Below are 22,622 nucleotides of genomic sequence, written 5' to 3' on the forward strand. Positions count from 1 at the left end.
TGTTTCAACATCGGTCAGGGCACCAGCACGATGTCGACGCGCCGGTTGGCCTGCCGGCCTTCCGCCGTCGTGTTGGGGGCGATCGGGTCGGTGTCGCCGCGCCCTTCGGCGCTGAGGCGGCTTCCGTTCTCTCTTGCGGCGTCGTTGCCCAGGATCTCCGTCATCAGCCGCTGGACCTTGTCCGCCCGGGCCTCCGACAAGTCCTGGTTGGACGGGTAGCGCAGCGAGCGGATGGCGACGTTGTCGGTGTTGCCGATCACGGAAATCCGCCCTTTCTCGCTGCGCAGCGCCTCGGCGACATGGCGGAACACCTCGACGTAGCGCGCCTCGATGCGGTCGCTGCCCGAGCCGAAGACGTTCAGCCGGGTGCGGACCAGCACGCGCCCGTCGGCACCGCTCACCTCGACCAGTCCCGCCTTGATGTCGGCGGCCAGCGCCGAGGCGATGCGGTCGGCCACCGTCCGCTGGGGCGGCGGGGTGGGCAGGGTGACCGGCGGTTCGATCCGGGCGACCTGCACCGGCTTGTCCGGGATCAGCCCGGCCAGCCGGCGATAGGCGGCGTCGGACTGGTCGGCCAGGGCGAAGACGAACCAGGCATAGAGCGCGGTCAGCAGCGCCACGATCAGCACCGCCGGCAGCCACAGCGGAACCGAGGCCGCCAGCGGGCGGAAGCCGTCGGCCTCGCCGCGCCAGTGGGGCGACAGGTCGCGCTCGGCCTCGCCGCGCTGCTTGCGGATGACGCGGTACAGCCGGTCGCGCAGCTTCGCCAGATCGCTGTAGCCGCGCGGTGTGACGCGGTACTTGCCCTCGAACCCCAGCGAAACGCAGAGGTAGAACAGCTCCAGCTCCGTCAGGTGGCGGTCGGGCGTGTCCGCCATCTGGTCCAGCAGGTCGAAGAAGCGCTCGCCGCCCCAGGTCTCCTTCTGGATGGTGGAGACCAGGCTCTTGTGCGCCCACAGGCTCTGGCTGCCCCAGGAGGTCGCCAGCACCACGTCGTCCACCGTCGCGCACAGCGCGTAGCCGGCGTTGCGGATCTGGGCGGCGGGCAGTCCGGCCCGCACCGTCGCCGCCTCGAACCGCTGCATCTCGGCGATCACCCGCTCGCGCAGGGACTCGACGTCGCGGTGCTGCGGCAGGTCGCGCACCCGCACCACCATCGCCAGGATGGGGGCGGCGGCGGTGACCAGCGGGTTGTCGCTCACCGCGGTCAGCGCTGCCAGCGCCGCGTCGTCCAGCGGCCGGAAACCGGGAGTGAACGGAGCGGGAGCGGGCGCTGCCGGCATGGGAGCGGCCGGCTTGGCGGACGCGAAGGCGGGGGGCGAGAAGGCCGCCGGGGAGAATGTCGGCGATGGATTGGAGGAGGGGGCGCCCTGCCCGAAGGCGGGTGGCACCAGTCCGGCCCCGCCGCCGGCCGGCGGTGCGGACGGGCGCTGGAACGCCATCGGCTGCATCACCGTGGCGTCGATGTCGTCCGGTTCCTCGAACGGGTTCTTGTCGGGCGGCGGCCGGACACTCATGACGGCCCCTTTATGATCAGGTTGTGCTGGGCGGCCGGCGGCTGATCCACGGCCGGCCGGACGGCGGCGGCCTTCGGCGCGGGCTCGCCCTTGTCGGCCTTCGGCGCATCGGCGGCCGGCTGGCCCGCATCCGATTTGCTTGCGGCCGGCTTGTCGGCAGCGGGCTTATCGGCACCTGGTTTATCGGCACCGGGCTTTTCGCTATCCGGCTTGTCGGCGTCGGGCTTGTCCGTGCCGGTCCCGTCGTCCGTCTTCGCCTCGCCATCGGCGCTGTCCTGGCGGGCCAGCGTGATGCTGCTGTCCTTGGCGGTGAGGACGAAGGTGTTGGCCTTGTTCGGCTCGATCGGCAGCATCGCGCGCCAGCCGGCCTTCTCATAGGCGCGGAAGGCGGCGGCGACGGCCAGCGTCTTGACATCGGGCTTGGGCTGGATGGTGACGGTCTGGCGGCTGTCCGGCGGCACCGCCAGTTCCTGCCGGTCGAGCAGGGTGGGGCCGAGCGTCGCCTTGTCCTGGTCGATGACCTGGAAGAAATCGGCATTGGCGAAGGCGTCGCTGGGGCCGAGCTGGTAGAGCCTCAGCATCACCGGCGACGGCCGCTCGTTCGGATCGGGGTTCAGCGCCGCGGCGCCCACGACCGTCATCTGGATGGTGGTCGGCGGCGGTGCCGGGGGCGGGGCGGAGGAGCAGGCGGACAGAGCCAGCGCCGCGGCCAGGCCGGCGGCGGACACTGTCGTCTTCCGGATCCGCATCCAGCCGGCAATCCTCTGCATCACCACACCTTTCCGCTTATACGATCGGGTATAGCAGGGCACGAAGGGATGGTCATCCTTAACCAAAGGCGCCGTCGTGACAATTCCTCGACCGCCGGCTGGGGAGGTTGAACGCGGGGCACCGGCGGGAGAGACTCGGGCGCAGGGGATGCTCCACAACGCCGCGGCGAAGGGAATAATGCCGGTTCGCGCGGTGTTGGTGGAGTGGATCCCCGGGGGACAATCGACGAAGGTGCCAGCGCCATGTCCACGACCGCCATGTTCACGACGACGTCCACGACCGCCACGCCCACGCTCTGGACCCGGATGAAGGCCGGGCTGGGCGACAGCGAGGCGCAGTACCGGATGGCGGAGAAACTGCGGACGGCCGACGTCGCAGCATCCGTGCAATGGTACCGGCGCGCGGCCCGCCAGGGCCATGTCGCGGCGCAGACCATGCTGGCCTTCCTGCTGGCCAACGGCATCGGCGTGCCGCCCGATCCGCGCCGCGCGGTGTCCTGGTACCGCCGCGCCGCCGCGAAGGGCGATGTCGGGGCGCAGAACAACCTGGGCTACATGCATGAACATGGCGCCGGCGTGCCGTGCGACCCCGCCAAGGCGGCGTTGTGGTACCGGCTCGCCGCCCTGCAGCAATCGGCTCCCGCCCAGGTCAACCTCGCCCTGCTCCTGCTCGACGGCCGTGGCGTCGACCGCGACGAGGTCGAGGCGGTGCGCTGGCTGCGCGCCGCCGCCGAGCAGGGCCATCCCGCCGCCCAGTTCCGCCTGGGCCTGTGCCTGCGCGAGGGCGTCGGCGCCAGCCGCGACCCGGCCGAAGCCGCGCTGTGGCTCCAGGCCGCGGCGGCGGCCGGCGACCGCGAGGCGCTGGTGGCTCTGGCGGAGCTGCGCCAGACCGTCGTCCCGGCCTGGGCCGGCGATGGGGAGGATGAAGAGGAGGCGGAGTGGCAGCATCAGGCGGAACAGCATCCCATGCAGGGGGCGGTGATGATGCCCTCTCCCGCCTCTCGCACAAACGTCGTTTGAGCTGACGGCGTCCGGCGGATCGGAGATCCGCCGGGAGCCCCGGGAGAGGAAGGGAGCTAGGCGATCACGCCGAGCTTGCGCCAGACCGGCAGGCTGTTGCGCAGGCACCAGTCCATGCTGTCGGCGATCGCCTTGCGGCTGGCGTCGTCGGCATTCTCGGGCGCGGCCAGACGGCGCATCGCGTGACCGACCAGCGCGTCCAGCGTCTCCGGCACGCCTTCGCAGAGCCCGTCGTAGAGCAGAGCCTCCATCGTGCTGACATGCAGGCCGGCCCCGCCGACCGACGCGGCGAAGGCACTGCTCTTGCGTCCTTCGCTTGTCGCGAGTTCGTTGGCGGCGGCGCGGTTGTGGGCCAGCACGCCGGGCAGCGGCGTCACCGTCTCCGGCGGGTTCGGTATCGGGATCGCCTGGTTGGAGCCGGTCAGCATGCCGGCGATCTCCACCGCCGACAGGTTGCCGCCGGCTCGCCGAACCTCGGGCAGCTCCATCAGCTCGCCGATGCGGCGCGGACCGTCGGCCAGCGCGTCGAAGATCGGCTCGTAATGCTTGGCTTCCAGCGTCGCCTCGCCGAGCGGCACCTGGATGGTGGTGCGGGCGTCGGCGCGCGGGATGGTCAACGCCATCGCCATGTCCATCAGCATCGCGTCGCGCTTGGCCACGCTGATGCGCCGGGCGCCGCGGACGAAGACGTCGCGGCGGAAGGGACGGCCGACGCAATAGTCCTTGAAGGTCTCGCGCAGGCTGGGCACGCCGATGCTGTCCAGCGCCTTGCGCTGGTCGGGCGTCAGGGCGAGGTCCGGGTAATTCTCGAACAGGGTGGCGGACCCGGCATAGGTCAGCTTCGCCTCGCCCAGTTCGCGGGCGACGTCGACATGGTAGAGCGGCTGCCAGCTGCCGTTCAGGTATTCATGCGCCAGATAGACCGATTGGTCGACCGCGCTCTGCGTCTTGGTCTCGCCGCGCAGCTTGGCGAACATCGCCTCGTCGCCCAGGATCTTGGCCCCGGCCTTGTGGAGCTGTTCGGCGAAGTCGAGGCCGGCCTTGACCTGGCGGTCGCTGCGCTCGTGGACAAGCCCCGAATACTCGTAGAGCAGCCGCTGCAGCGGCATCATCGGCGCCCAGCCCGGCATGGCGTTGTAGCTGACATAGACCAGCCCGCCCGGCTTCAGCTTCTTCGCCAGGAAACGGGCGATGGCGCCGCGGTTCATCGGGCTGACCCAGCTGTAGACGCCGTGCAGCGTGACGAAGTCGAACTCCGGAAGCTCCGGCCCCTCGCCCTCGGCCAGTTCGGCGAAGCTCGCCTCATGGAAGGTGATGTTGGTCAGGCCGGCGGCCTCGGCGGCGTCGCGGGCCCGGGCGATGTGGGCGGGGTGGAAGTCCATCGCATGGAACCGCCCCTGCGGGTTGGCCGCCGCGAACAGCGCCACCGTCGTGCCGTGGCCGCAGCCGAGCTCGCAATAGTCGAAGCCGTTCGCCGTCGACGGCGGGGCGATGCCGTTGATCAGGCAGCTCAGCGTCAGATGTGCCGGCCCCTGCTCACGGTAGAAGCCCGGCAGATATTCGATGTCCGACACATAGCCGGCGCTCCAGTCGCTCATGGGGTCCTCGTTTCAGCTCAAGCCGTTGCCCCCACCCCAACCCTCTCGCGCTGGGCGGGGGAGGGGGCAAGCCGTCCCTCCCTTGCGAAGCGGGGGAGGGAGGGACCCGCGAAGCGGGAGGGTGGGGGCAAGCGGGCAACCACTCACAAATCCTGTATCGGAAACACGGCGTCCTTGCGCTCGACCGGGCTCGGCGCGTGCAGCACCCAGCCGTTCCAGCCCAGCCGCGAGGCGTCACGGTCGTCCTCGCCGGCGGCCAGCCGCGCGGCCGGAACCTGCGGTGCCTCCAGCGTCACCTGAAGCTCGAAATCCAGCTCCGGCCCGACATACATCCGCACCAGATCCTGCAGCTTCCTGAACTCGCGGCCTTCCGGCATGAAGTCGCGGAACTGGTCGTGGTTCAGCGGGCCGATGCGCAGGCGGAACTTGCCCTGGACGTCCCAGGCGCGGTCGCCGGCCAGCGCGTCGATGCCCAGCCGGCAATGCCGCCCCTCCGGGTCGGACAGGCTGGGCAGGCGGGTCTGGCCGTCCGCCGCGATCGGCAGCCAGCCGCCGACGAAGCTCTCCACCGTCACCGGCCGGCCGAGAAAGTCCGACAGCATCTCCTGCAGGTCGGCGGCCGAGCGCGTCCCGCGCGACATCAGGCCGGAATAATGCAGGAGGGTCTCGTCCTCCACCACCAGCCGCTTGGCCAGCGACGGCTGGGCGATGCCGACGAAGCTCGACAGCGTGGTGCTGACCGGGTCGGGGTCGCGCAGGCCCTGTCCGCGCTCGAAGGACACCGGAAGCCGGTACTTGGCCCAGGCGCGGTAGAACAGCGAGAAGCTGCGGTGATGGAAGACGTCGAAGAAGTCACGCAGCGCCCGGTTCCGCTCGCGCAAGCTGCGGATCATCATCTCGGTGTAATGCTGCGGCAGCACGCCCAGCGGACCGACCAGTCCCAGGAAGGCGCCGACCACCGTCGGCTGCCGGCCGTCCACCCCCGCCTCCGCCCCGGCGACCTGGTTGCCGGGGAAGGTCAGCGAGGTGTCGGCGCGCAGGCGCACGACCTCCTCGCGCGGGTCGTGGTCATGGCCGACGGCGTGGCGGCGGACGTTGCGCGGGTCGCGCGGGTCGCGCGCGTCGCGCCGGGCCTGCCATTCCAGCACCCGCACCGCCTGGAAGAAATCGAAGCGGTGGGGGGTGCGGAACAGCCGGTCGATCACAGAAGCGGGCGGTTTCCGGCTCGGGCGGGCCATGTGCGGAGCACTCCGGTGCGGCCCTTGACCGTAGCGGTCAGCCGCGTGAAGGAATTGATCGAGCAGTACAGCCCCAGGAAATGGTCGAGGATCATCGCCAGCAGGAACATGCCGCTGCCGCTGAAGCGCTGCGGGTCGAATTCGATGCCGACGTCGATGCCGCGGCACATCGCGTCGCCCCAGGCGACGTCGCCCGGCCGCGACGGCGCCCGCGCCGTGCCGCGCTTGGTCGTCACCTTGGCGACGCCGTCGGCGATGCCGCGCGTCTCGGCCGAATCGCGGAAGTCGTAGAGCCGCAGGATCTCGCGCAGCGCCTCCGTCCCTTCCGCCCCGCCGGAGATCGACAGGTGGTTCAGCAGCAGGTGGGAGACGAGGCGCCAGCGATGGCCCTTGCGCTCGGCGATGCGCAGGGTCGGGGTCGGCGGCGTCAGGCAGGCGACGCCCGACACCGCCGCCATTCCCTCCATCAGCTTCAGGTGCGGGTGGCCGCCGCCATAGGGAAGCTGCCCGGGCAGGTCGCGGTTGAGGCAGGTCGTCTCCACCGACAGCACCGATTCCGCCGGGCTCGACGGGTCGAAATCGAGGTCGACCAGCGCCAGATGCACTTCGGTCCCTGGATCGCGCCCGCCCGCCGGACGGCGGCTGGCGGTGTAGTAGGTGCGGCTGACCGCCTCGACCCCGCCATGGCGCAGGCCGTAGAAGGGCAGGAAGCGCCGCTGGGTGCCGTTCGGATCGGTGGCGAGCACGCTGTCGACCGAATAGACCTCCAGCGCGCCGGGGCGGCGGGCGTCGGGGACGACGCGGTGTTCGTGCTGGGTCTGGGTCAGGGCCACCGGCTCCGCCCGCTGGCGGAACAGGTTGACCACCGGCGTGCAGCCCAGCGCGAAATTGTCCTTCGACACCGCGCGCTCCAGGTCGCCGTCGGTGCTGTTCAGGTAGATGAAGATTTCCAGGGTGTTGCCGGCCCGGCGCAGCACCTTCGGCGAGATCTTCAGGTCGAAGAACAGGAATTTCTCGGGAAAGGCGAAATATTCGGTGAGCAGCCGGTATCCGCCATGGGAGCGGGCGGGGTAGGGCAGCATGCCCTCGTCGTCGGCGAAGCCGACCGGGCTGATGGCATCGGGGCCGAGGATCACCGCGTTCGGGTCATGCGGATCGTCGGCCAGCGCCACCGAGACGGCGTTGTTGAAGATCAGCTCGTGCAGCGCATAGACCTGCTGCGGCTGGCCGCGCAGGAAGAAGCGCAGGCTTTCCGGCCCCAGCTCGGTGAAGGTCATCTCCGGCACACGGCAGCGCAGGGTCAGCCGCAGCGCCGCCACCGCATCGCCCGCCCGCGGATTGGGCGGCGCCACCAGCGGCCGGCCGCTCAGCACCGCCTGATCCAGGTCGACCGGCCACAGAGTCGCCGGATAGACGGTGCGGAAGCGGCAGCTCTCGCCGCGCAGCGCCTCGGTCTCCAGCTCCGTCCCCTTCGGCACGGTGTGGGCGCCGGTCAGATCCGGGCTGCTCTTCATCTGCACCACCGCCATCGACGGGATCGGCGCCAGATAATGCGGGTAGAGCACGTCGAGCAGGGTGTCGACCAGCTCGGGATAGTCGTCGTCCAGCTTGCGGCTGATGCGGGCGTTGAGGAAGGCGACGCCCTCCAGCAGCCGGGCGACATGGGGATCCTCCACCGCGTCGGCGCTGAGCCGCAGCCGGCCGGCGATCTTCGGATGCGCCTCCGAGAACTCCGCCGCCATGCGGCGCAGATAGGTCAGCTCGCGGTTGTAGTATGGGAGGAGTTCGTCAGCCACGGGCCTTGCTCGTCACGGTGACCATGTTGGAGGTGGGATCGACCACCGAATCGAAGATCATCGGCTCGGGCGCCGGGTCGGCGTGGATCAGCGCCTCGATCCGGAAGCGCAGGGTGCGGTCGGCCGGATCGCTGTTCTCGACCATGCTCACCGCCAGATGGGCGAAGCGCGGCTCCCAGCGCCGGATCGCCGCCTCGATCTTCGCCACGACCTCGCGCCGCCGCGAATCGGTGGCGACATTCTCCACCAGCAGGTCGTGGCAGCCGTAGCCGAGGATGGAATCCGCCAGTTCCGTCAGGTCGTCCGGCCAGCCCAGCACCCGCCGCCTGGTGTTCAGCAGGTTCTCCAGGTCGCGCCGGATCGCCGCCCGCAGATCCGCCACGGTGTGCGGCCGCGGCGCGACATGCTCCGGCGTGTCGTCGAGCAGGCGGTCGAGGACTGACAGGGTGATGGAATGGTTGCGATCCATGGTGGCCTTGGAAAGTGTCCGGTGGATACCCCCACCCCGACCCTCCCCCGCTGGGCGGGGGAGGGGGATTGGTGCTTCAGCAGGAGAAGGCGGAGTTCCCTCCCCCGCTCAGCGGGGGAGGGTTAGGGTGGGGGTATCGGCAGCGCGCCGTTACACCGCGCCCGAGAACTCCAGCGTGCCGAGCTGCATCATCGGAATGGCTTCCTCGCCGACCAGGAAGCAGCGCTGGCCGATCCCGCGCACCGGCGCGTCTTCCGACCACTCCGTCACCCGGCCCAGCTTCACCGCCGCGTCGGCATCGGCCGGGGCGCCGCCATAAAGCGTCGGCAGGTAGACCTCGCCGTCGGGGCCGCCGCGCACCGTCATGTGGGCCGGGCGCCACAGCAGGTCGCGCGGCCGTTCGGGCGCGCGGAACTCGACCTGCTCCACCGTCTCGGTGGCGATCCAGAAATACTTGCCGGTGCTGGTGAAGACCTCGAAGAAGCCGCCGGCCAGATCGTCCAGGTCGCGGAAATCCTCGAAGGGCGTGCCGTCATGGCTGCCGGACACCGGCGGGCGCAGCTCCTCCGCCTGGGCCAGCTTCGCCACCGCGTCGGCGGTGTCGCCGGCGCGAAGCGCCACCAGGGCTTCCAGGTGCAGGCGCAGATGGTCGGCCGGCTGGTCGATGAACTCCGGCACGCGGCCGTCGGCGAACAGCTGGGACCGCGCCTGCTCGGCACGCACCAGCTGGCGGAACAGCGCCATGGTGATGGCGACCTGCGGTTCCTGCGTGCCGATGGTGTCGAGCTGCAGGTCGGCGCGCTCCAGGTTGCCGGCGAAGCTCAGCAGCTCGGCCAGGAAGACGCGGCTGTCGACGTCGGTCGGCTTCTTCTTGATCTCGCCGTTCAGCGCGGTGATCGCCTCGTCGAGGCGGCCCGCCTGGAAAAGCTGGGCTGCGGTTTCGCTCATGATCGATTTCTCCCCCTGGATGAAGCGCCTGACGTCGGACGACGGTGGGTCAGGCGGCCCCGCCGGTCTGGGCCAGTTCGGTCACCAGCTTGAAGGTCGAGAAGACCTGGTCGAGCTGGAAGTGCGGCCGTAGATGGATGATGCATTGGTAGTTGCCGGGCTTGCCCGGGACGGAGCGGACCTGGATGCTGCCCTCGCGCAGCGGATAGCGCGCCTTCTGGTCCATGCTGGCGTCGTCGTTGCCCAGGCAATAGCCGTGCAGCCAGCTCTGCAGGTCGCGCTCGCATTGCTCCGGCGTCACGAAGGCGCCGACGCGGTCGCGCACCATGACCTTCAGGAAATGGGCGAAGCGCGCCACGCAGAACATGTAGCGCAGCATGGCCGACAGCCGGGCGTTGGCCGTCGCCGTCATGTTGGTGTACTGGCCGACCCGCTGCACCGACTGGTTGCCGTAGAAGACCAGATAGGGCGTGTCCTTGCAGCGGCTGACCGGGATGAATCCCAGCTCGTCGAGATCCCGCTCCAGCTGGTCGGACATCGAGACCTCGACCGAGAATTTCTGCGCGACCCTGGCCGCGTCGGTGGCGAAGTCCGGCACCACCAGTTCGGTCACCAGCCCGCCGCTCACCACGTCGCGCTGGGCGCCGCGGATGTCGGCGAACCAGCCATGCTGGAGGAAGGAGCGGATCAGCACCGTGCCGAAGGCGTAGACCGCGTTGCCCCAGCAATGGTCCTCCAGCCGCAGGCCGCCGCCCTGGCTTCCGGCATGGCCGCCGTCCAGCGATTCCTCGCGGAAGCGGAAGCCGTGGCGGGCCTGCGGGTCGTCGCCATAGGGTTCGCGCATCAGCACGCGCGGAAGCGCCACGCCGATGAAGCGGGAATCCTCGGTTTCCTGGAAGCGTTGCCAGCGCTGGTATTCGGTCTGCCGCAGCACCGACTTCAGGTCGAGCGGCAGGCCGAGCTCGTGGAAGGTTTCCAGCCCGAAGAGTTCCGGCGCCGCGCCGACGATCGCCGGGGCGAAGGCGGCGGCGGCGACCTGCGCCAACCCCTTCAGGCCCGACACGTCGTCGGTCGGCCGGTCCTTGCTCGGCCTGTGCTGGACGGCATAATCGCACAGCAGCACGCCGAAGGGGCGTCCGCCGGGCATGCCGAATTCATCGCTGTAGACCTTGTTGAACAGCTGGCTCTGGTCGAATTCGATGGCGCGTTCCTGGTCGCGGCACAATTCGGCCCAGGTCAGGTTCAGCAGCCGCAGCGCCACGGTCTCGGCCGACTGCGCCTGCTTCACCAGCGTGCGCACCCCGCGCCACGAGCCTTCCAGGGATTGGAAGCGCTTGTGATGCAGGATGGCGTTGACCTGATCGGACAGCAGCGCGTCGATCGCCGCGATGTCGCGGTCGAGGGCGGCGCGCAGCTTGTCCAGGCTGTCATGAACGGGAAGCGTGATCCCGAACCACAGGCGAAGCGCCTCTCCCGGCCCCTTCGACTCCAGGAAGGTGTCGAGGAGGCCGGACTCGTCGCGGCCGATCGCCATGTCGACCGCCCGCAGGCGCAACGGCCGTTCCAGGACCGTCGCGTCGGCGTCGTCGGCGTGAAAATCGGCCGCTGCCTGGCTCATGCCGCGATCAGCCGGCCTGCGGGATGCGGGCGACCATGCGCATGGAGGTGGTCAGTTCCTCCATCTGCAGCCACGGGCGCATCCAGGCGACGGCGTTGTAGGAGCCGGGCTTGCCCGGGATCTCCTTGACCTGCACCTTGGCTTCGGCCAGCGGGTACTTCGCCTTCATCTCCTGGCCCGCGGCTTCGTTGCCGTTGACGTAGTTCAGGATCCAGCGGTTCAGCCAGGCCTCGCAGTCGCTCGCCTCCATGAAGGAGCCGATCTTGTCGCGCGCCATGATCTTCAGGTAATGGGCGAAACGCGAGGTCGCCATGATGTAGGGCAGGCGGGCGGAGATCGCGGCGTTCGCGGTCGCCTCCGGCCGGTCGTACTTCTTGGGCTTCTGCGTGGTCTGGGCGCCGAAGAAGACGGCGTAGTCCTGGTTCTTGTAGTGGCAGAGCGGCAGGAAGCCCAGCTTGGACAGCTCGGCCTCGCGGCGGTCGGTGATGCCGATCTCGGTCGGGCACTTGGCGTCGTTGTCGCCGTCGTCCGAGGTGAAGGTGTGGAAGGGCAGGTTCTCGACCTTGCCGCCGCCTTCGGCGCCACGGATGGCGGTGCACCAGCCATACTGCGAGAAGGCGTTGGTCAGGCGCTGGCCCATCGCGTAGGACGCGTTCATCCAGCAATAGTCGTTGTGCTCCATCGGCCGGGCGATGCCGCCCTCGTACGGAGCCTCTTCGTACTCGAACTCTTCGATCGGCTTGGTGTTGGCGCCGTAGGGCATGCGGGCCAGCACGCGCGGCATGGTCAGCGTGACGAAGCGGCTGTCGTCGCTCTCACGGAAACTGCGCCACTTGGTGTATTCGACGCTGTCGAAGATCTTCTCCAGGTCGCGCGGCTTCGACAGCTCGGTCATGTCCTCGAAGCCGAACAGCTTCGGGCTGGCGGCCGAGATGAAGGGCGCGAAGGCGGCCGCCGCGACGTTGGAGACGCCGGTCAGCAGTTCCATGTCGTCGGGATGGTTGGTGAATTCGTAGTCGCCGATCAGGGCGCCGTAGGGCTCGCCGCCGGCGATGCCGAACTCGTTCTCGTAGATCTTCTTGAACAGGTTGCTCTGATCGAACTCGACCGCCTTGGAGATGTCCTTGTACAGGTCCTTCTTCGGGCAGTTCATCACCCGGACCTTGAGCGTCGAGCCCGTCTCCGAGTTCATGATCAGGTAGTTCAGGCCGCGCCACGAGCCTTCCAGCTTCTGGAACTTCTCGTGGTGCATGATGGCGTTGAGCTGCTTGCTGATCTTGGCGTCGATCGCGGCGATCGCACGGTTGATCGTCTGGCCCAGGTTCTTGTTGAAGGTGACCGTGCCGGCCAGCGCTTCCTGGGTCAGGGTGCGCAGCAGCTCCTGCGCACGATCCGGCTCGGTCTGCTTGGTGGCGGCGATGGCCTGGTCGAGGATCGAGAAGCCGGTGCCTTCGGCGACGGCGCCGGCGGCGGCCGCGCCCTGGGACTGTGCGTCGCTCATCGGATCAACCCTCCTTCTTCTCGGTGTCGAGCTCGCCGCTCAGCGCCTTCAGCTCGTCGGTGTTCTGCAGGACGCGCTCCAGCAGGCCCTCCAGCTCTTCCGAGCGGTCGGCCTTGCTCAGCAGGTCGCGCAGCTGGTTGCGGGTCTCCAGCAGCTTGCGCAGCGGCTCGACCTGCTGGACGACGCGGCCCGGCTCGAAATCCTCCATCGACTTGAAGGCGAGGTCGACCGACAGCTGGGTGCCGTCGTCGGCCAGGGTGTTGTCCACCTTCATCTTCAGGCCGGGCGTCATGCGGGCCATGACGTCGTTGAAGTTGTCGCGGTCGATCTGAATGAACTTGCGGTCCTTCAGCGGCTTCAGCGGCTCGGTCGGATCGCCCGAGAAGTCGCCGAGCACGCCGACGACGAAGGGCAGCTCCTTGACGACGGTCGCGCCTTCGGTCTCGACGTCGTAGGTGATGTGGACGCGGGGCTTACGCACGCGATCCAGCTTCTGGTGGATACTCGCCATGTGATCGGACCTCCCTGCTCACGCCGTAGGATAGGCGATGATCGTCAATACCCGGATTGTTCGGCTGGCGGCGGCGCCTTGGCGCCGGACGCGATGAAGAACTGCCGACGGATTTCCTCGTCGGTGATGAGTTCCTGCAAGAGTTCCTGCAAGGACATGCGGCCGCGCCGCACCACCTCCTCCAACGTGTAGGAGATCGGCGAATGCGGTTCTGTCTTGCGGAAAAAATCGGCGACCTGCAAGAGGACCTTGAAGGCCTCCTCGCGCGTTGTCACAGCCCCGCTGGCCTGGACCTTCGCCGTCGCGGCCACCGAACCGCCGCCGGTCGCGACGAGCTCGGTCGAGCCGGACGCGGTGTCGGCCGCCGCGGCCGGCTCGTCGCCGCCCAGCGTCGCCAGCCGGTCGCGCGCGGCATAGTTCACGGCATCCAGCGCCGCGTTCAGCACGTTGCGGATGTTGCCGGCCGGCGGCGAGTCGTAGCCCGCCTTGTCGTAGAGGATCTTGCCGAGCGCCTCGAACTCGTCGATGGCGCCCTGGATGTCCTCCAGCAGCGTCTTGAACTCCGACGCCGGGGTTTCGCGCACGCTCTGCTCGAACTGTTCCCAGGTCAGGGCGCCGTTGTCGATGCGTGCCTGGCGGCGCGCCTCGTCGGTGATCTTCGACAGCTCGATCGCCTGTTCGTATTGCCAGAGCGAATAGGCCATGTCGCCCATCGTCAGCGGAACCTTGCGGATCGGCTGGATCAGCGTGCCGTCGGCGGATTCGCCGTTCAGGCCGGTCAGCGGGCCGACGCGGGTGGCGATGCCGTCCTCGTCCGGGGCCGGGTACAGGGTGTCCCAGTAACGTTCGACCAGGCCGCGCGCCAGGGCGAAGCCGTCGCGCAGGCCGGCATAGCCTTCGGCCCGCAGAAGCGCCTCGATGTACCAGGCGGTGACCTCCAGGTCCTTGGCCTGGGTGCGGAGGATCTTCGGGCTGACGTCGAGGATGGTGCGCCATTCCGGCAGAAGCCCGCCGGCGTCGTCCTCCACATCCATGGAGCGTTCGGCAGCGCGGGCGGCGCTGCGGGCATCCTTGACCGTATAGTAGTCCGCCGAGGCATTCTCGCGGAGGTCGATACCGGTTTCGGCTTCTCCCTCGATCGGTTGCAGCAGTTCTTCAATATCGAAAATCTGCGGTGTCGGCATGAAGGAGAACACCCTTTCCGCATTCGTATGAGGGAAGTCAGAACCGATCGGCGGCGCTGCCGACGATTTGGGAGTAAGCGTTCGAGCCGGGAAATTGATAGCGTTACTTACGACGGTTCGACAAGGCTATTCGTCATGTCCGGTACAGCCGAACGAAATATTGCAGTCGCGTAACAAACCAGCGACCGGACTAACCCAATGCGCTTGACGAAACGCAATTACGGATGAATGCTGCCGGTCTGACGTCGGACCGAAGTTCTCCGGGATCCCTTGCGCGATGACTCCTGACGCCATTCCTCCCGACCGCCGCAGCCCCGCCGCGGTGCCCGTGCCGGTGGAAAAGCGCGATGCCGCCGGCCGCCTGGTCGCGCGGGTCGGCATCGCCGCGGGCATGCTGGAAGGGCCTTGCGTCTTCTATGCGGAGGATGGCGAGACGGTGGTGTCGCGGATGATTTTCCGCGCCGGCCGTCCGGTTCTGCCGCAGCAGCCGGGCGTGCCGTCGCCCTTCCCGTCCGGCGGCCCGGTGGCCGCCGGAAATTCGTCGTTCTGACCGGCAGGAGACGCGAAGCATGCCGCCCGCCGCCCGCCTCGGCGACCTGATCAAGCAGGACACGCCGCACTGCCACGCCCCGATCCACCCGCCGGCCCTGGTTCCGGCGCCGGCGCCTCATCCCGGCCTGCCGCTGGCGATCATCCTGGGCAGCCCGACAGTGCTGATCGGCAAGATGCCGGCGGCACGGCTGACCGACATGTCGGCGCCCTGCGTCCTGCCCGGCTGTGTCCCCGCCGGTCCGGGCATGATCTCCCAGGGATCGGCGACGGTGCTGATCAACAGCCTGCCGGCGGCCCGGATCAACGACATGACCGCGCACACCAGCTGCGTCGCCCCGATCCCCGCGCCGGTCGGCAAGGTGCTGCCGCCCGGCTGCCCAACCGTCATCATCGGCGGCTGACCGCATGCGCCTCGGCCATTTCGAACGCCTTCGCCCGGTCTGCCCGCGCTGCCTCGCCACCCGCGGCACCGCAGTACCGCTGGCGCTCGGGTTCGTCGAGGAAGAGGCCGGGGGCTCGGTGCGCTGGGGAACGCTGGTGTGCGGCGACGCGGCTTGCGCGATGGAGTATCCCATCGTCGACGGCGTGCCGGTCCTGGTGCCCGACCTGCGCGGCTGGATGGCGGCCAACGGCCATCTGCTGACCCTGCGCGCCGACCTGCCCGCGGCGATGGAAGGGGTGCTGGGCGACGGCTTCGGTCCCGACAGCGCCTTCAACGCCACGCGGCAGCATTTGTCCAGCTATGGCTGGGACCATTACGCCGACCTCGACCCGGCGACGCCGCCGGGACAGGCGGGGTCGGTGGTGCGCTGCCTCGAAGCCGGGCTGGAACGGCTGGGCGCGTTGCCGCCCGGTCCGGTGCTCGATCTCGGCTGCGGTGCCGGGCGGACCAGCTTCGAACTGGCGGAGCGGACCGGCGGCCTCGTCGTCGGGCTCGACATGCATTGGCCGCTGCTGATGCTGGCCCGCCGCGTGATGGAGCGGGGCGAGGCGGTGTTCCCGCTGCGGCGGTCCGGCATCGCCTACGACCGGCAGCGAATCGAGGCCCGCTTCGCTGGGGCGGAGCGGGTCGATTTCTGGATCGGCGACGCGCTGTTCCCGCCCTTCGCCCCGCATGGTTTCGCGCTGGTCGCGGCGATGAACGTGCTGGACTGCGTGGCCTCGCCGCCGGCACTGCTCCAAGCGGTCGACGGCGCGGTGGCGGACGGGGGCGGCGCCCTGCTGGCGACTCCCTTCGACTGGTCGACCCAGGCGACGCCGGTGGAGGCCTGGCTCGGCGGCCATTCCCAGCGCGGCGACGATGCCGGCCGCTGCGAGGCGGTGCTGGCGCGCCTGCTGACGCCGGGGGCGCATCCGCAATCGGTCGAGCGCCTGCACGCCGAGGGCGAACCGCTGGACATCCCGTGGACGGTCCGGATGCATGATCGGGCCCGCATGCAGTACAGCACGCATCTTGTCACGCTGCGCGCATGATGCGGGAAAGAAAAGACGCTGTATCGTTCCTTCTGCGAAGCATTGCAGTGGATTTTTCCAAATGGCTTGGCCACAGTTCGACTTGCAGCCGCAGGACGAACCGGCCGGCCGGATGTGCCGATCAGATGGGTTGAGCAGGCGTTCCGGGTGCTCTGCCCGTAACGATTGAAGATACGAAAGTCACACGAAGGGGGTGGAGCTATGGTTGCGGTCGATCTGCAGAGCATGATTTCCCGGCTGAATCCTCTGTGCCGGCGGTCGCTGGAGGCTGCGGCCGGCCAGACGCTGTCGCGCACGCATTACAATTGCGAGATCGAGCACTGGCTTCTCCAGCTGATCGGCGCCGCCGACGGTGACATCTCCGCCATCCTGCGCGTCTACGAGATCGATGCCGGCCGCCTGTCGGCCGACCTGACCCGGGTGCTGGACAAGCTGAAGACCGGCAACAGCCGCGCTCCCGCCCTGTCGCCCAACCTCGTCCAGCTGATGCGCGAGGCCTGGGTGCTGGCGTCCCTGCAATATGGCGAGGGGGCGGTGCGCTCCGGCCATCTGCTCGTGGCGCTGCTGTCCGACGAATCGCTGTCGGCCCAGGCGCGCGACATGTCGGGCCAATTCGCCAGGATCACCCCGGACACGCTGCGCCGCGACCTGCCCAAGATCGTCGCCGACACGGCGGAAGCGCGGACCAGCGCCCCGGTGGCGGCGGCCGGCGGCGGCGCGGCCGCTCCGGCCGGCGGTGCGCCGAAGGCCGGCGGGGCCACCCCCAACCTCGACCAGTACACCATCGACCTGACCGACCGCGCCAAGAACGGCAAGATCGACCCGGTGCTCGGCCGCGACGCCGAGATCCGCCAGATCATCGACGTGCTGACCCGCCGCCGCCAGAACAACCCGATCCTGACCGGCGAGGCCGGCGTCGGCAAGACGGCGGTGGTGGAAGGCTTCGCGCTGCGCATCGCCACCGGCGACGTGCCGCCGGACCTGCGCAACGTCCGCCTGCTGTCGCTCGACCTCGGCCTGCTCCAGGCCGGCGCCGGCATGAAGGGCGAGTTCGAGAACCGGCTGAAGGGGGTGATCGACGAGGTGAAGGGCTCCACCCAGCCCATCATCATGTTCATCGACGAGGCGCACACCTTGATCGGCGCCGGCGGGCAGGCCGGGCAGAACGACGCCGCCAACCTGCTGAAGCCGGCCCTGGCGCGCGGCGAGATGCGCACCATCGCCGCCACCACCTGGGCCGAATACAAGAAGTACTTCGAGAAGGACCCGGCGCTGACCCGCCGCTTCCAGGTGGTGAAGGTGGAGGAGCCGGCCGAGCCGGTCGCCATCGACATGATGCGCGGCCTGACCGCCACCCTGGAGAAGCACCACAAGGTCCGCATCGTGACGGAGGGGCTGATCGAATCGGTCCGCCTGTCCAGCCGCTACATCCCGGCGCGCCAGCTGCCCGACAAGGCGGTCAGCCTGCTCGACACCGCCTGCGCCCGCGTGGCGATGAGCCAGACCGCGACCCCGCCGGCCGTCGAGGACCGCCGCCGCACCATCCAGCTGACCGAGACCGAGGTCGCGATCCTGGAGCGCGAGGAGGCCATCGGCATCGACCATGCCGAGCTGCTCGCCGCGCTGAAGGACAGGATCGCCGCCACCCGGACCGAGCTGGAGGCGCTGGAGACGCGCTGGACCAAGGAGCTGGAGCTGGTCGGCGCCATCAACGAGACCCGCGACCAGCTGGTCGCCGCCCATGAGCAGGGCAAGGCGCCGGCGGCGGACGGCGCGGCTCCCGCCGGCCCGCAGGGGGCCGAGCCGCTCGATGCCGAGGCGCTGAACGCCAAGCTGAGCGCGCTGACCGGCGAGCTGACCGCGCTGCAGGGCGAGGATCCGCTGGTCAAGGTCGCGGTGGACGGGCAGGCGGTGGCCGAGGTGGTCGCCAACTGGACCGGCGTGCCGGTCGGCCGCATGGTCTCCAACGAGATCAAGACCATCCTGTCGCTCGCCGACCGCATGAAGGAGCGGATCATCGGCCAGGACCATGCGCTGGAGGCCATCGCCCAGGCGATGTGGACCAGCCGGGCCAAGCTGACCGACCCGCGCAAGCCGATCGGCGTCTTCCTGATGGTCGGCACGTCCGGCGTCGGCAAGACCGAGACGGCGCTGACGCTGGCCGACCTGATCTACGGCGGCGAGCAGAACGTCACCACCATCAACATGACCGAGTACAAGGAGGAGCATAAGGTCTCCCTCCTGCTGGGATCTCCTCCCGGCTATGTCGGCTTCGGCGAAGGCGGCGTCCTGACCGAGGCGGTGCGCCGCCGGCCCTACAGCGTCGTCCTGCTGGACGAGCTGGAGAAGGCCCATCCCGGCGTGCAGGACATCTTCTTCCAGGTGTTCGACAAGGGCACAATCAAGGACGGCGAAGGCCGCGACATCGACTTCAAGAACACCGTCATCATCATGACGTCGAACGCCGGCACCGACCTGATCCACAAGCTGTGCGCCGATCCGGAGACCGCGCCCGACGCCGAGGGCCTGCTGGAGGCGCTGCATCCGGAACTGCAGAAGAGCTTCAAGCCGGCCTTCCTCGGCCGCTGCACGGTGGTGCCGTACTTCCAGCTGTCGGACGAGAACCTGAAGAAGATCGTCGGCCTGCAGCTGAACCGCATCTCCAAGCGGGTGGCGCAGAACTACAAGGCCGTCTTCTCCTATTCCGACGATCTGGTCCAGAGCATCGTCAACCGGTGCCAGGAGGTCTCCAGCGGCGCCCGCAACATCGAGACCATCCTCAGCCGCACCCTTCTGCCGGAGATGTCGTCCCGCATCCTCGCCCGCATGGGCGATGGCGAGCCGATCACCCGCGTCCACGTCTCGGTCGATGGCGAAGACCGCTTCGTCTACGACATCGCCTGACGCCTTGGGGCGGAGGAAAAAAAGACGGGCGGTGACGCCCGTCACAGCCGCCGCCTCAATTCTTTCGTAACCATACGGTACAGCTCACGCTTAACCCGTTGAGACCGACCCCTTAATCCAGCGAGGAGACAACCATGGCGATCTACATCAAGTACGAGGGCATCGACGGCGAGGCCACCCACGAGACCCACAAGAAGTGGCTCGACGTCGGTTCGCTGCAGTGGGGCGTCGGCCGCGCCATCAGCACCCCGTCGGGTTCGACGGCCAACCGCGAGGCGTCGGAGCCGTCGGTGTCGGAAGTGACCATCACCAAGCTGATGGACAGCTCCTCGCCGAAGTTCTTCGTCGAGTCCTGCACCGGCGCCAGCGGCAAGAAGGTGCAGATCCACCTCGTCACCACCGGCAGCCCGGGCAACACCTATGCCGAGTACACCCTGACCAACGCCCTGGTCTCGGCCTACTCGATGTCGTCGGGCGGTGACCGTCCGTCGGAGTCGATCTCCATCAGCTTCACCAAGATGGAGTACAAGTTCATCCCCTACGACGACAAAAACAAGGCCGGCACGCCGATCTCGGTCTCCTACGACCTGTCGACGACCAAGAGCGCCTAAGTTCGGGACCGGGCATCGCCCCTTCCCCCTCTCCCGCGATCGGACCGACCTTCGGTCGGCCGAGAGCGGGGGAGGGTCGGGAAGAGGCGATGCCCTTCCACGTCAGCAACCTTCCCACATATAGGACCAAGCCCGCATGTCGGATGCGCCCGCCATCTCGCAGACCGGCCGGCTTCTGTCGCTGACCTCGCCGTTGGGCGCGGACGTGCTGATCCCGGTGGCCGTCGAGGGTGAGGAAGGGCTGTCGCGCCTGTTCCGCTACACCATCACCATGATCTCCTCGGAGATGGACATCGCGCCGGGCGACATCCTGGGGAAATCGCTGACGCTGTCCATCGCGCGCAAGGGCGGCGCCCCCCGCGTCGTGAACGGCATCGTGAGCAGCTTCGCCGCCGGGCCGCTGGCGATCCGCGGCTATCGCCACTACACCGCCGAGATCGTGCCGACCCTGTGGCTGGCCACTCTGCGCTCCGACTGCCAGGTCTTCCAGGAGAAGAGCGTCGTCCAGATCGTCGACGCCATGCTGTCGGACTGCGGCGTGACCGAGGTGAAGAAGCAGGGACTTTCCGGCACCCACAATGCCCGGCCGGTCTGCGTCCAGTACCGCGAAACGCATTTCGCCTTCATCGCCCGCCTGCTTCAGGACGAGGGCATCTATTTCTATTTCCAGCACGAGGCCGGCAAGCACACGCTGGTGCTGAGCGATTCGGCGTCGGGCTACACCGACTGCCTGGACAAGGACCTCATCCACGCCGCGGCGTCGCAGGGCAACACGCTCTCCGTCGACGGCTGGTCGCATTCCCGATCCTACGTGTCCGGCAAATGGACGCTGAAGGACTATAATTTCGAGACGCCGAGCACCGACCTGACCGCCAGCACGACGACGGTGCTCAGCGTCCCCGCCTTCAAGCCGCACGAGATGTTCGAGTATCCCGGCGGCCATATGGTCAAGGCCGACGGCACCAACCTCTCCCGCCTGCGCATGGAGGAGACGGAGACCGGCTACGAGCGGGTGGAGGGCAGCGCCACCTATCGCGGCCTGTTCTCCGGCGGCAAGATCGCCATGACCTCTCATGCCGTGGCAGCGGAGGTCGGCATGGGCTATGTCCTGACCGAACTGACGCTGAGCGCCCAGGACCAGAGCCATCTCGGCAATACCGGTGCTCCCCCCTCCCTCTCCTGCCGCTTCGCCGCCATCCCCGATGCCGTCGTGTTCCGCCCGCCGCCCGTGACCCGTCCGCGCACCCATGGGCCGGACACCGCGACGGTGGTCGGTCCCAGCGGCGAGGAGATCTACTGCGACAAGTATGGCAGGGTCCGGGTGCAGTTCCACTGGGACCGCAAGGGCACCGACGACGAGAAGAGCTTCGTCTGGCTGCGCGTCGCCCAGACCATGGCCGGCAAGACCTGGGGCACGATCTTCACCCCGCGCGTCGGCATGGAGGTGCTGGTCGACTACATCGGCGGCGACCCCGACCGGCCGCTGATCGTCGGCTGCGTCTACAACGCCGAGAACATGCCGCCCTACGCGCTGCCCGACAACAAGACGCAGAGCGGCATCAAGACCCGCTCCAGCAAGGGCGGCGACGCGACGACCTTCAACGAGCTGCGCTTCGAGGACAAGAAGGACGCGGAAGAGATCTACTTCCACGCCCAGAAGGACTTCACCCGGATGGTGGAGAACGACGACAAGCTGACCGTCGACCACGACCAGACCATCACCATCAAGAACGACCGGACCGAGACGGTTTCGGAAGGCAACGAAAAGGTCACCATCTCCAAGGGCACCCGCACCGTCACCGTGTCGATGGGCGACGACACCCACGACGTGACGAAGGGCAACCAGACCCTGACGGTGGGGGAGGGCAACCGCACCGTCACCGTCAGCAAGGGCAACGACAGCCACACCGTCAGCAAGGGCAACCGGTCGGTCACGGTCGGGCAGGGCAACGACAGCCTCAAGGTCTCCCAGGGCGACATGTCGATCGACGTCAGCCAGGGCGATTATGCGCTGAAGCTCGGCATGGGCGATATCTCGGTCAAGACGGGCGGCGGAAAGATCACGATGGAGGCGGCAACCTCCATCGAACTCAAGGTCGGGGGCAACAGCATCAAGATCGACCCGACCGGCGTCACCATCAAGGGCACGATGGTCAAGGTGACCGGCGACGCCCAGGTTCAGATCAAGGGCGCGATGACCCAGGTGAACGGCGACGCGATGGTCCAGGTCAAAGGCGGCGTGGTCACCATCAATTGACGAAATGGTAACCATCAATTGACGAAATGCCGTCCAAACTGGGGCGGTCTTCACAGTGGGGTTGGGACGGTGGACATCGGGTTGTTGCCGAAGTTGCGCTTCGCCCGCGCGGCCGAAGCGGTCGCGGGGCTGGATCTGTCGGACGAGGCGAAGGCGCTGTTCGCGCCGAATGCTCCGACGTCAGCCTTCCTGAAGGCGCTGATCGACGCCGAGCTGTATGTGGACGCGATCCGTCTGCTGGGCATGGCCCTGCCGCGGCGCGAAGCCGTGTGGTGGAGCTGCCTGTCCGCCCGCGGCGCGTTGCCGCCCGAGCCCGCCCCGTCCGACGGTGCGGCGCTGCAGGCGGCGGAGGCCTGGGTCTATCGTCCGACCGAGGAGAACCGCCGCGCCTGCTTCGCGCCGGCCGAGGCGATGAATTTCGAGACCGCCTGCGCCTATGCCGCCATGGCCGCCTTCTGGTCGGGCGGCAGCCTCGCCCCGCCCGACGCGGCGGTGGTGGTGCCGCCGGGCGACGGGCTGACCGGGACGGCGGCCGCCGCCGCGGTGCTGATCGCCGCCGCCGCGGTGCCGAAGGAGGTCAAGGCCCGCTACCGCGCGTCCCTGGCCCAGGCTCTGGACATCGCCAACGGCGGCAGCGGCAAGGCAGGGACGTGAC

At 68.6% G+C, this 22,622-nt stretch carries 19 protein-coding genes; 8 read left to right on the forward strand and 11 right to left on the reverse strand.

Features of this window, described 5'->3' with window-relative positions; translation table 11 throughout:
- Window positions 1-14: 14 nt before the first annotated feature.
- Complete coding sequence (gene icmH / locus JHL17_RS04140) at window positions 15-1,517, reverse strand: type IVB secretion system protein IcmH/DotU (RefSeq protein ID WP_200190788.1); 1,503 nt, start codon at window positions 1,515-1,517, stop codon at window positions 15-17.
- Window positions 1,514-2,266: a type VI secretion system lipoprotein TssJ gene (gene tssJ, locus JHL17_RS04145; protein WP_247893300.1), complete on the reverse strand. Its 753-nt coding sequence runs from the start codon at window positions 2,264-2,266 to the stop codon at window positions 1,514-1,516. Before tssJ ends, icmH begins: the two co-directional genes overlap by 4 nt.
- Window positions 2,267-2,530: 264 nt before the next feature.
- On the opposite strand from tssJ, the gene JHL17_RS04150 reads away from it, so the two are divergent.
- Entirely contained in the window at window positions 2,531-3,307 is a 777-nt protein-coding gene (locus JHL17_RS04150; RefSeq protein ID WP_247893301.1) for a tetratricopeptide repeat protein, read from the forward strand.
- A gap of 56 nt (window positions 3,308-3,363) precedes the next feature.
- Here the strand turns inward: JHL17_RS04150 and JHL17_RS04155 are convergent, their stop codons facing one another.
- The 9 genes from JHL17_RS04155 to tssA all read right to left on the reverse strand — a co-directional run bounded on the left by JHL17_RS04155 (window position 3,364) and on the right by tssA (window position 14,170).
- Window positions 3,364-4,905, reverse strand: a complete 1,542-nt coding sequence (locus JHL17_RS04155) for a class I SAM-dependent methyltransferase (protein ID WP_200190791.1) — start codon at window positions 4,903-4,905, stop codon at window positions 3,364-3,366.
- Between the two features lie 143 nt (window positions 4,906-5,048).
- Entirely contained in the window at window positions 5,049-6,143 is a 1,095-nt protein-coding gene (tssG, locus tag JHL17_RS04160; RefSeq protein ID WP_200190792.1) for a type VI secretion system baseplate subunit TssG, read from the reverse strand.
- A complete protein-coding gene (gene tssF / locus JHL17_RS04165; RefSeq protein WP_200190793.1) occupies window positions 6,107-7,939 on the reverse strand; it encodes a type VI secretion system baseplate subunit TssF in 1,833 nt (610 codons plus the stop codon). The genes tssG and tssF overlap by 37 nt, the downstream gene beginning before the upstream one ends.
- Complete coding sequence (gene tssE / locus JHL17_RS04170; protein WP_200190794.1) at window positions 7,932-8,408, reverse strand: type VI secretion system baseplate subunit TssE; 477 nt, start codon at window positions 8,406-8,408, stop codon at window positions 7,932-7,934. The genes tssF and tssE overlap by 8 nt, the downstream gene beginning before the upstream one ends.
- A gap of 150 nt (window positions 8,409-8,558) precedes the next feature.
- Window positions 8,559-9,356, reverse strand: coding sequence for a type VI secretion system accessory protein TagJ (locus JHL17_RS04175; protein WP_200190795.1), 798 nt, complete (start codon window positions 9,354-9,356; stop codon window positions 8,559-8,561).
- Window positions 9,357-9,405: 49 nt separating this feature from the next.
- Complete coding sequence (gene tssC, locus JHL17_RS04180) at window positions 9,406-10,974, reverse strand: type VI secretion system contractile sheath large subunit (RefSeq protein ID WP_200190796.1); 1,569 nt, start codon at window positions 10,972-10,974, stop codon at window positions 9,406-9,408.
- Window positions 10,975-10,981: 7 nt separating this feature from the next.
- Complete coding sequence (tssC, locus tag JHL17_RS04185) at window positions 10,982-12,475, reverse strand: type VI secretion system contractile sheath large subunit (RefSeq protein WP_200190797.1); 1,494 nt, start codon at window positions 12,473-12,475, stop codon at window positions 10,982-10,984.
- A 4-nt stretch (window positions 12,476-12,479) separates the two neighbouring features.
- Window positions 12,480-12,986 carry a type VI secretion system contractile sheath small subunit gene (gene tssB / locus JHL17_RS04190; protein WP_200190798.1) on the reverse strand — a complete coding sequence of 169 codons (507 nt, stop codon included), beginning with the start codon at window positions 12,984-12,986 and terminating at the stop codon, window positions 12,480-12,482.
- A gap of 44 nt (window positions 12,987-13,030) precedes the next feature.
- Window positions 13,031-14,170, reverse strand: coding sequence for a type VI secretion system protein TssA (tssA, locus tag JHL17_RS04195; RefSeq protein WP_200190799.1), 1,140 nt, complete (start codon window positions 14,168-14,170; stop codon window positions 13,031-13,033).
- A gap of 277 nt (window positions 14,171-14,447) precedes the next feature.
- On the opposite strand from tssA, the gene JHL17_RS04200 reads away from it, so the two are divergent.
- The 7 genes from JHL17_RS04200 to JHL17_RS04230 all read left to right on the forward strand — a co-directional run bounded on the left by JHL17_RS04200 (window position 14,448) and on the right by JHL17_RS04230 (window position 22,621).
- Window positions 14,448-14,720, forward strand: coding sequence for a hotdog family protein (locus tag JHL17_RS04200; protein ID WP_200190800.1), 273 nt, complete (start codon window positions 14,448-14,450; stop codon window positions 14,718-14,720).
- Between the two features lie 19 nt (window positions 14,721-14,739).
- Window positions 14,740-15,123: a PAAR domain-containing protein gene (locus tag JHL17_RS04205; RefSeq protein WP_200190801.1), complete on the forward strand. Its 384-nt coding sequence runs from the start codon at window positions 14,740-14,742 to the stop codon at window positions 15,121-15,123.
- A 4-nt stretch (window positions 15,124-15,127) separates the two neighbouring features.
- Window positions 15,128-16,195, forward strand: coding sequence for a class I SAM-dependent methyltransferase (locus JHL17_RS04210; RefSeq protein ID WP_200190802.1), 1,068 nt, complete (start codon window positions 15,128-15,130; stop codon window positions 16,193-16,195).
- Between the two features lie 201 nt (window positions 16,196-16,396).
- A complete protein-coding gene (tssH, locus tag JHL17_RS04215) occupies window positions 16,397-19,099 on the forward strand; it encodes a type VI secretion system ATPase TssH (RefSeq protein WP_200190803.1) in 2,703 nt (900 codons plus the stop codon).
- A 134-nt stretch (window positions 19,100-19,233) separates the two neighbouring features.
- Window positions 19,234-19,710: an Hcp family type VI secretion system effector gene (locus tag JHL17_RS04220; RefSeq protein WP_200190804.1), complete on the forward strand. Its 477-nt coding sequence runs from the start codon at window positions 19,234-19,236 to the stop codon at window positions 19,708-19,710.
- A gap of 136 nt (window positions 19,711-19,846) precedes the next feature.
- Window positions 19,847-21,967 carry a type VI secretion system Vgr family protein gene (locus tag JHL17_RS04225; protein ID WP_200190805.1) on the forward strand — a complete coding sequence of 707 codons (2,121 nt, stop codon included), beginning with the start codon at window positions 19,847-19,849 and terminating at the stop codon, window positions 21,965-21,967.
- 84 nt (window positions 21,968-22,051) lie between these two features.
- The gene (locus JHL17_RS04230) at window positions 22,052-22,621 is read left to right on the forward strand and encodes a DUF6931 family protein (protein WP_247893302.1); all 570 of its coding nucleotides are present in this window, start codon (window positions 22,052-22,054) and stop codon (window positions 22,619-22,621) included.
- The last annotated feature ends 1 nt before the right edge of the window (window position 22,622 follow it).

It is taken from the genome of Azospirillum endophyticum, from assembly GCF_016595245.1.
In the GTDB taxonomy this organism is placed as follows: Bacteria; Pseudomonadota; Alphaproteobacteria; order Azospirillales; family Azospirillaceae; genus Azospirillum; species Azospirillum endophyticum.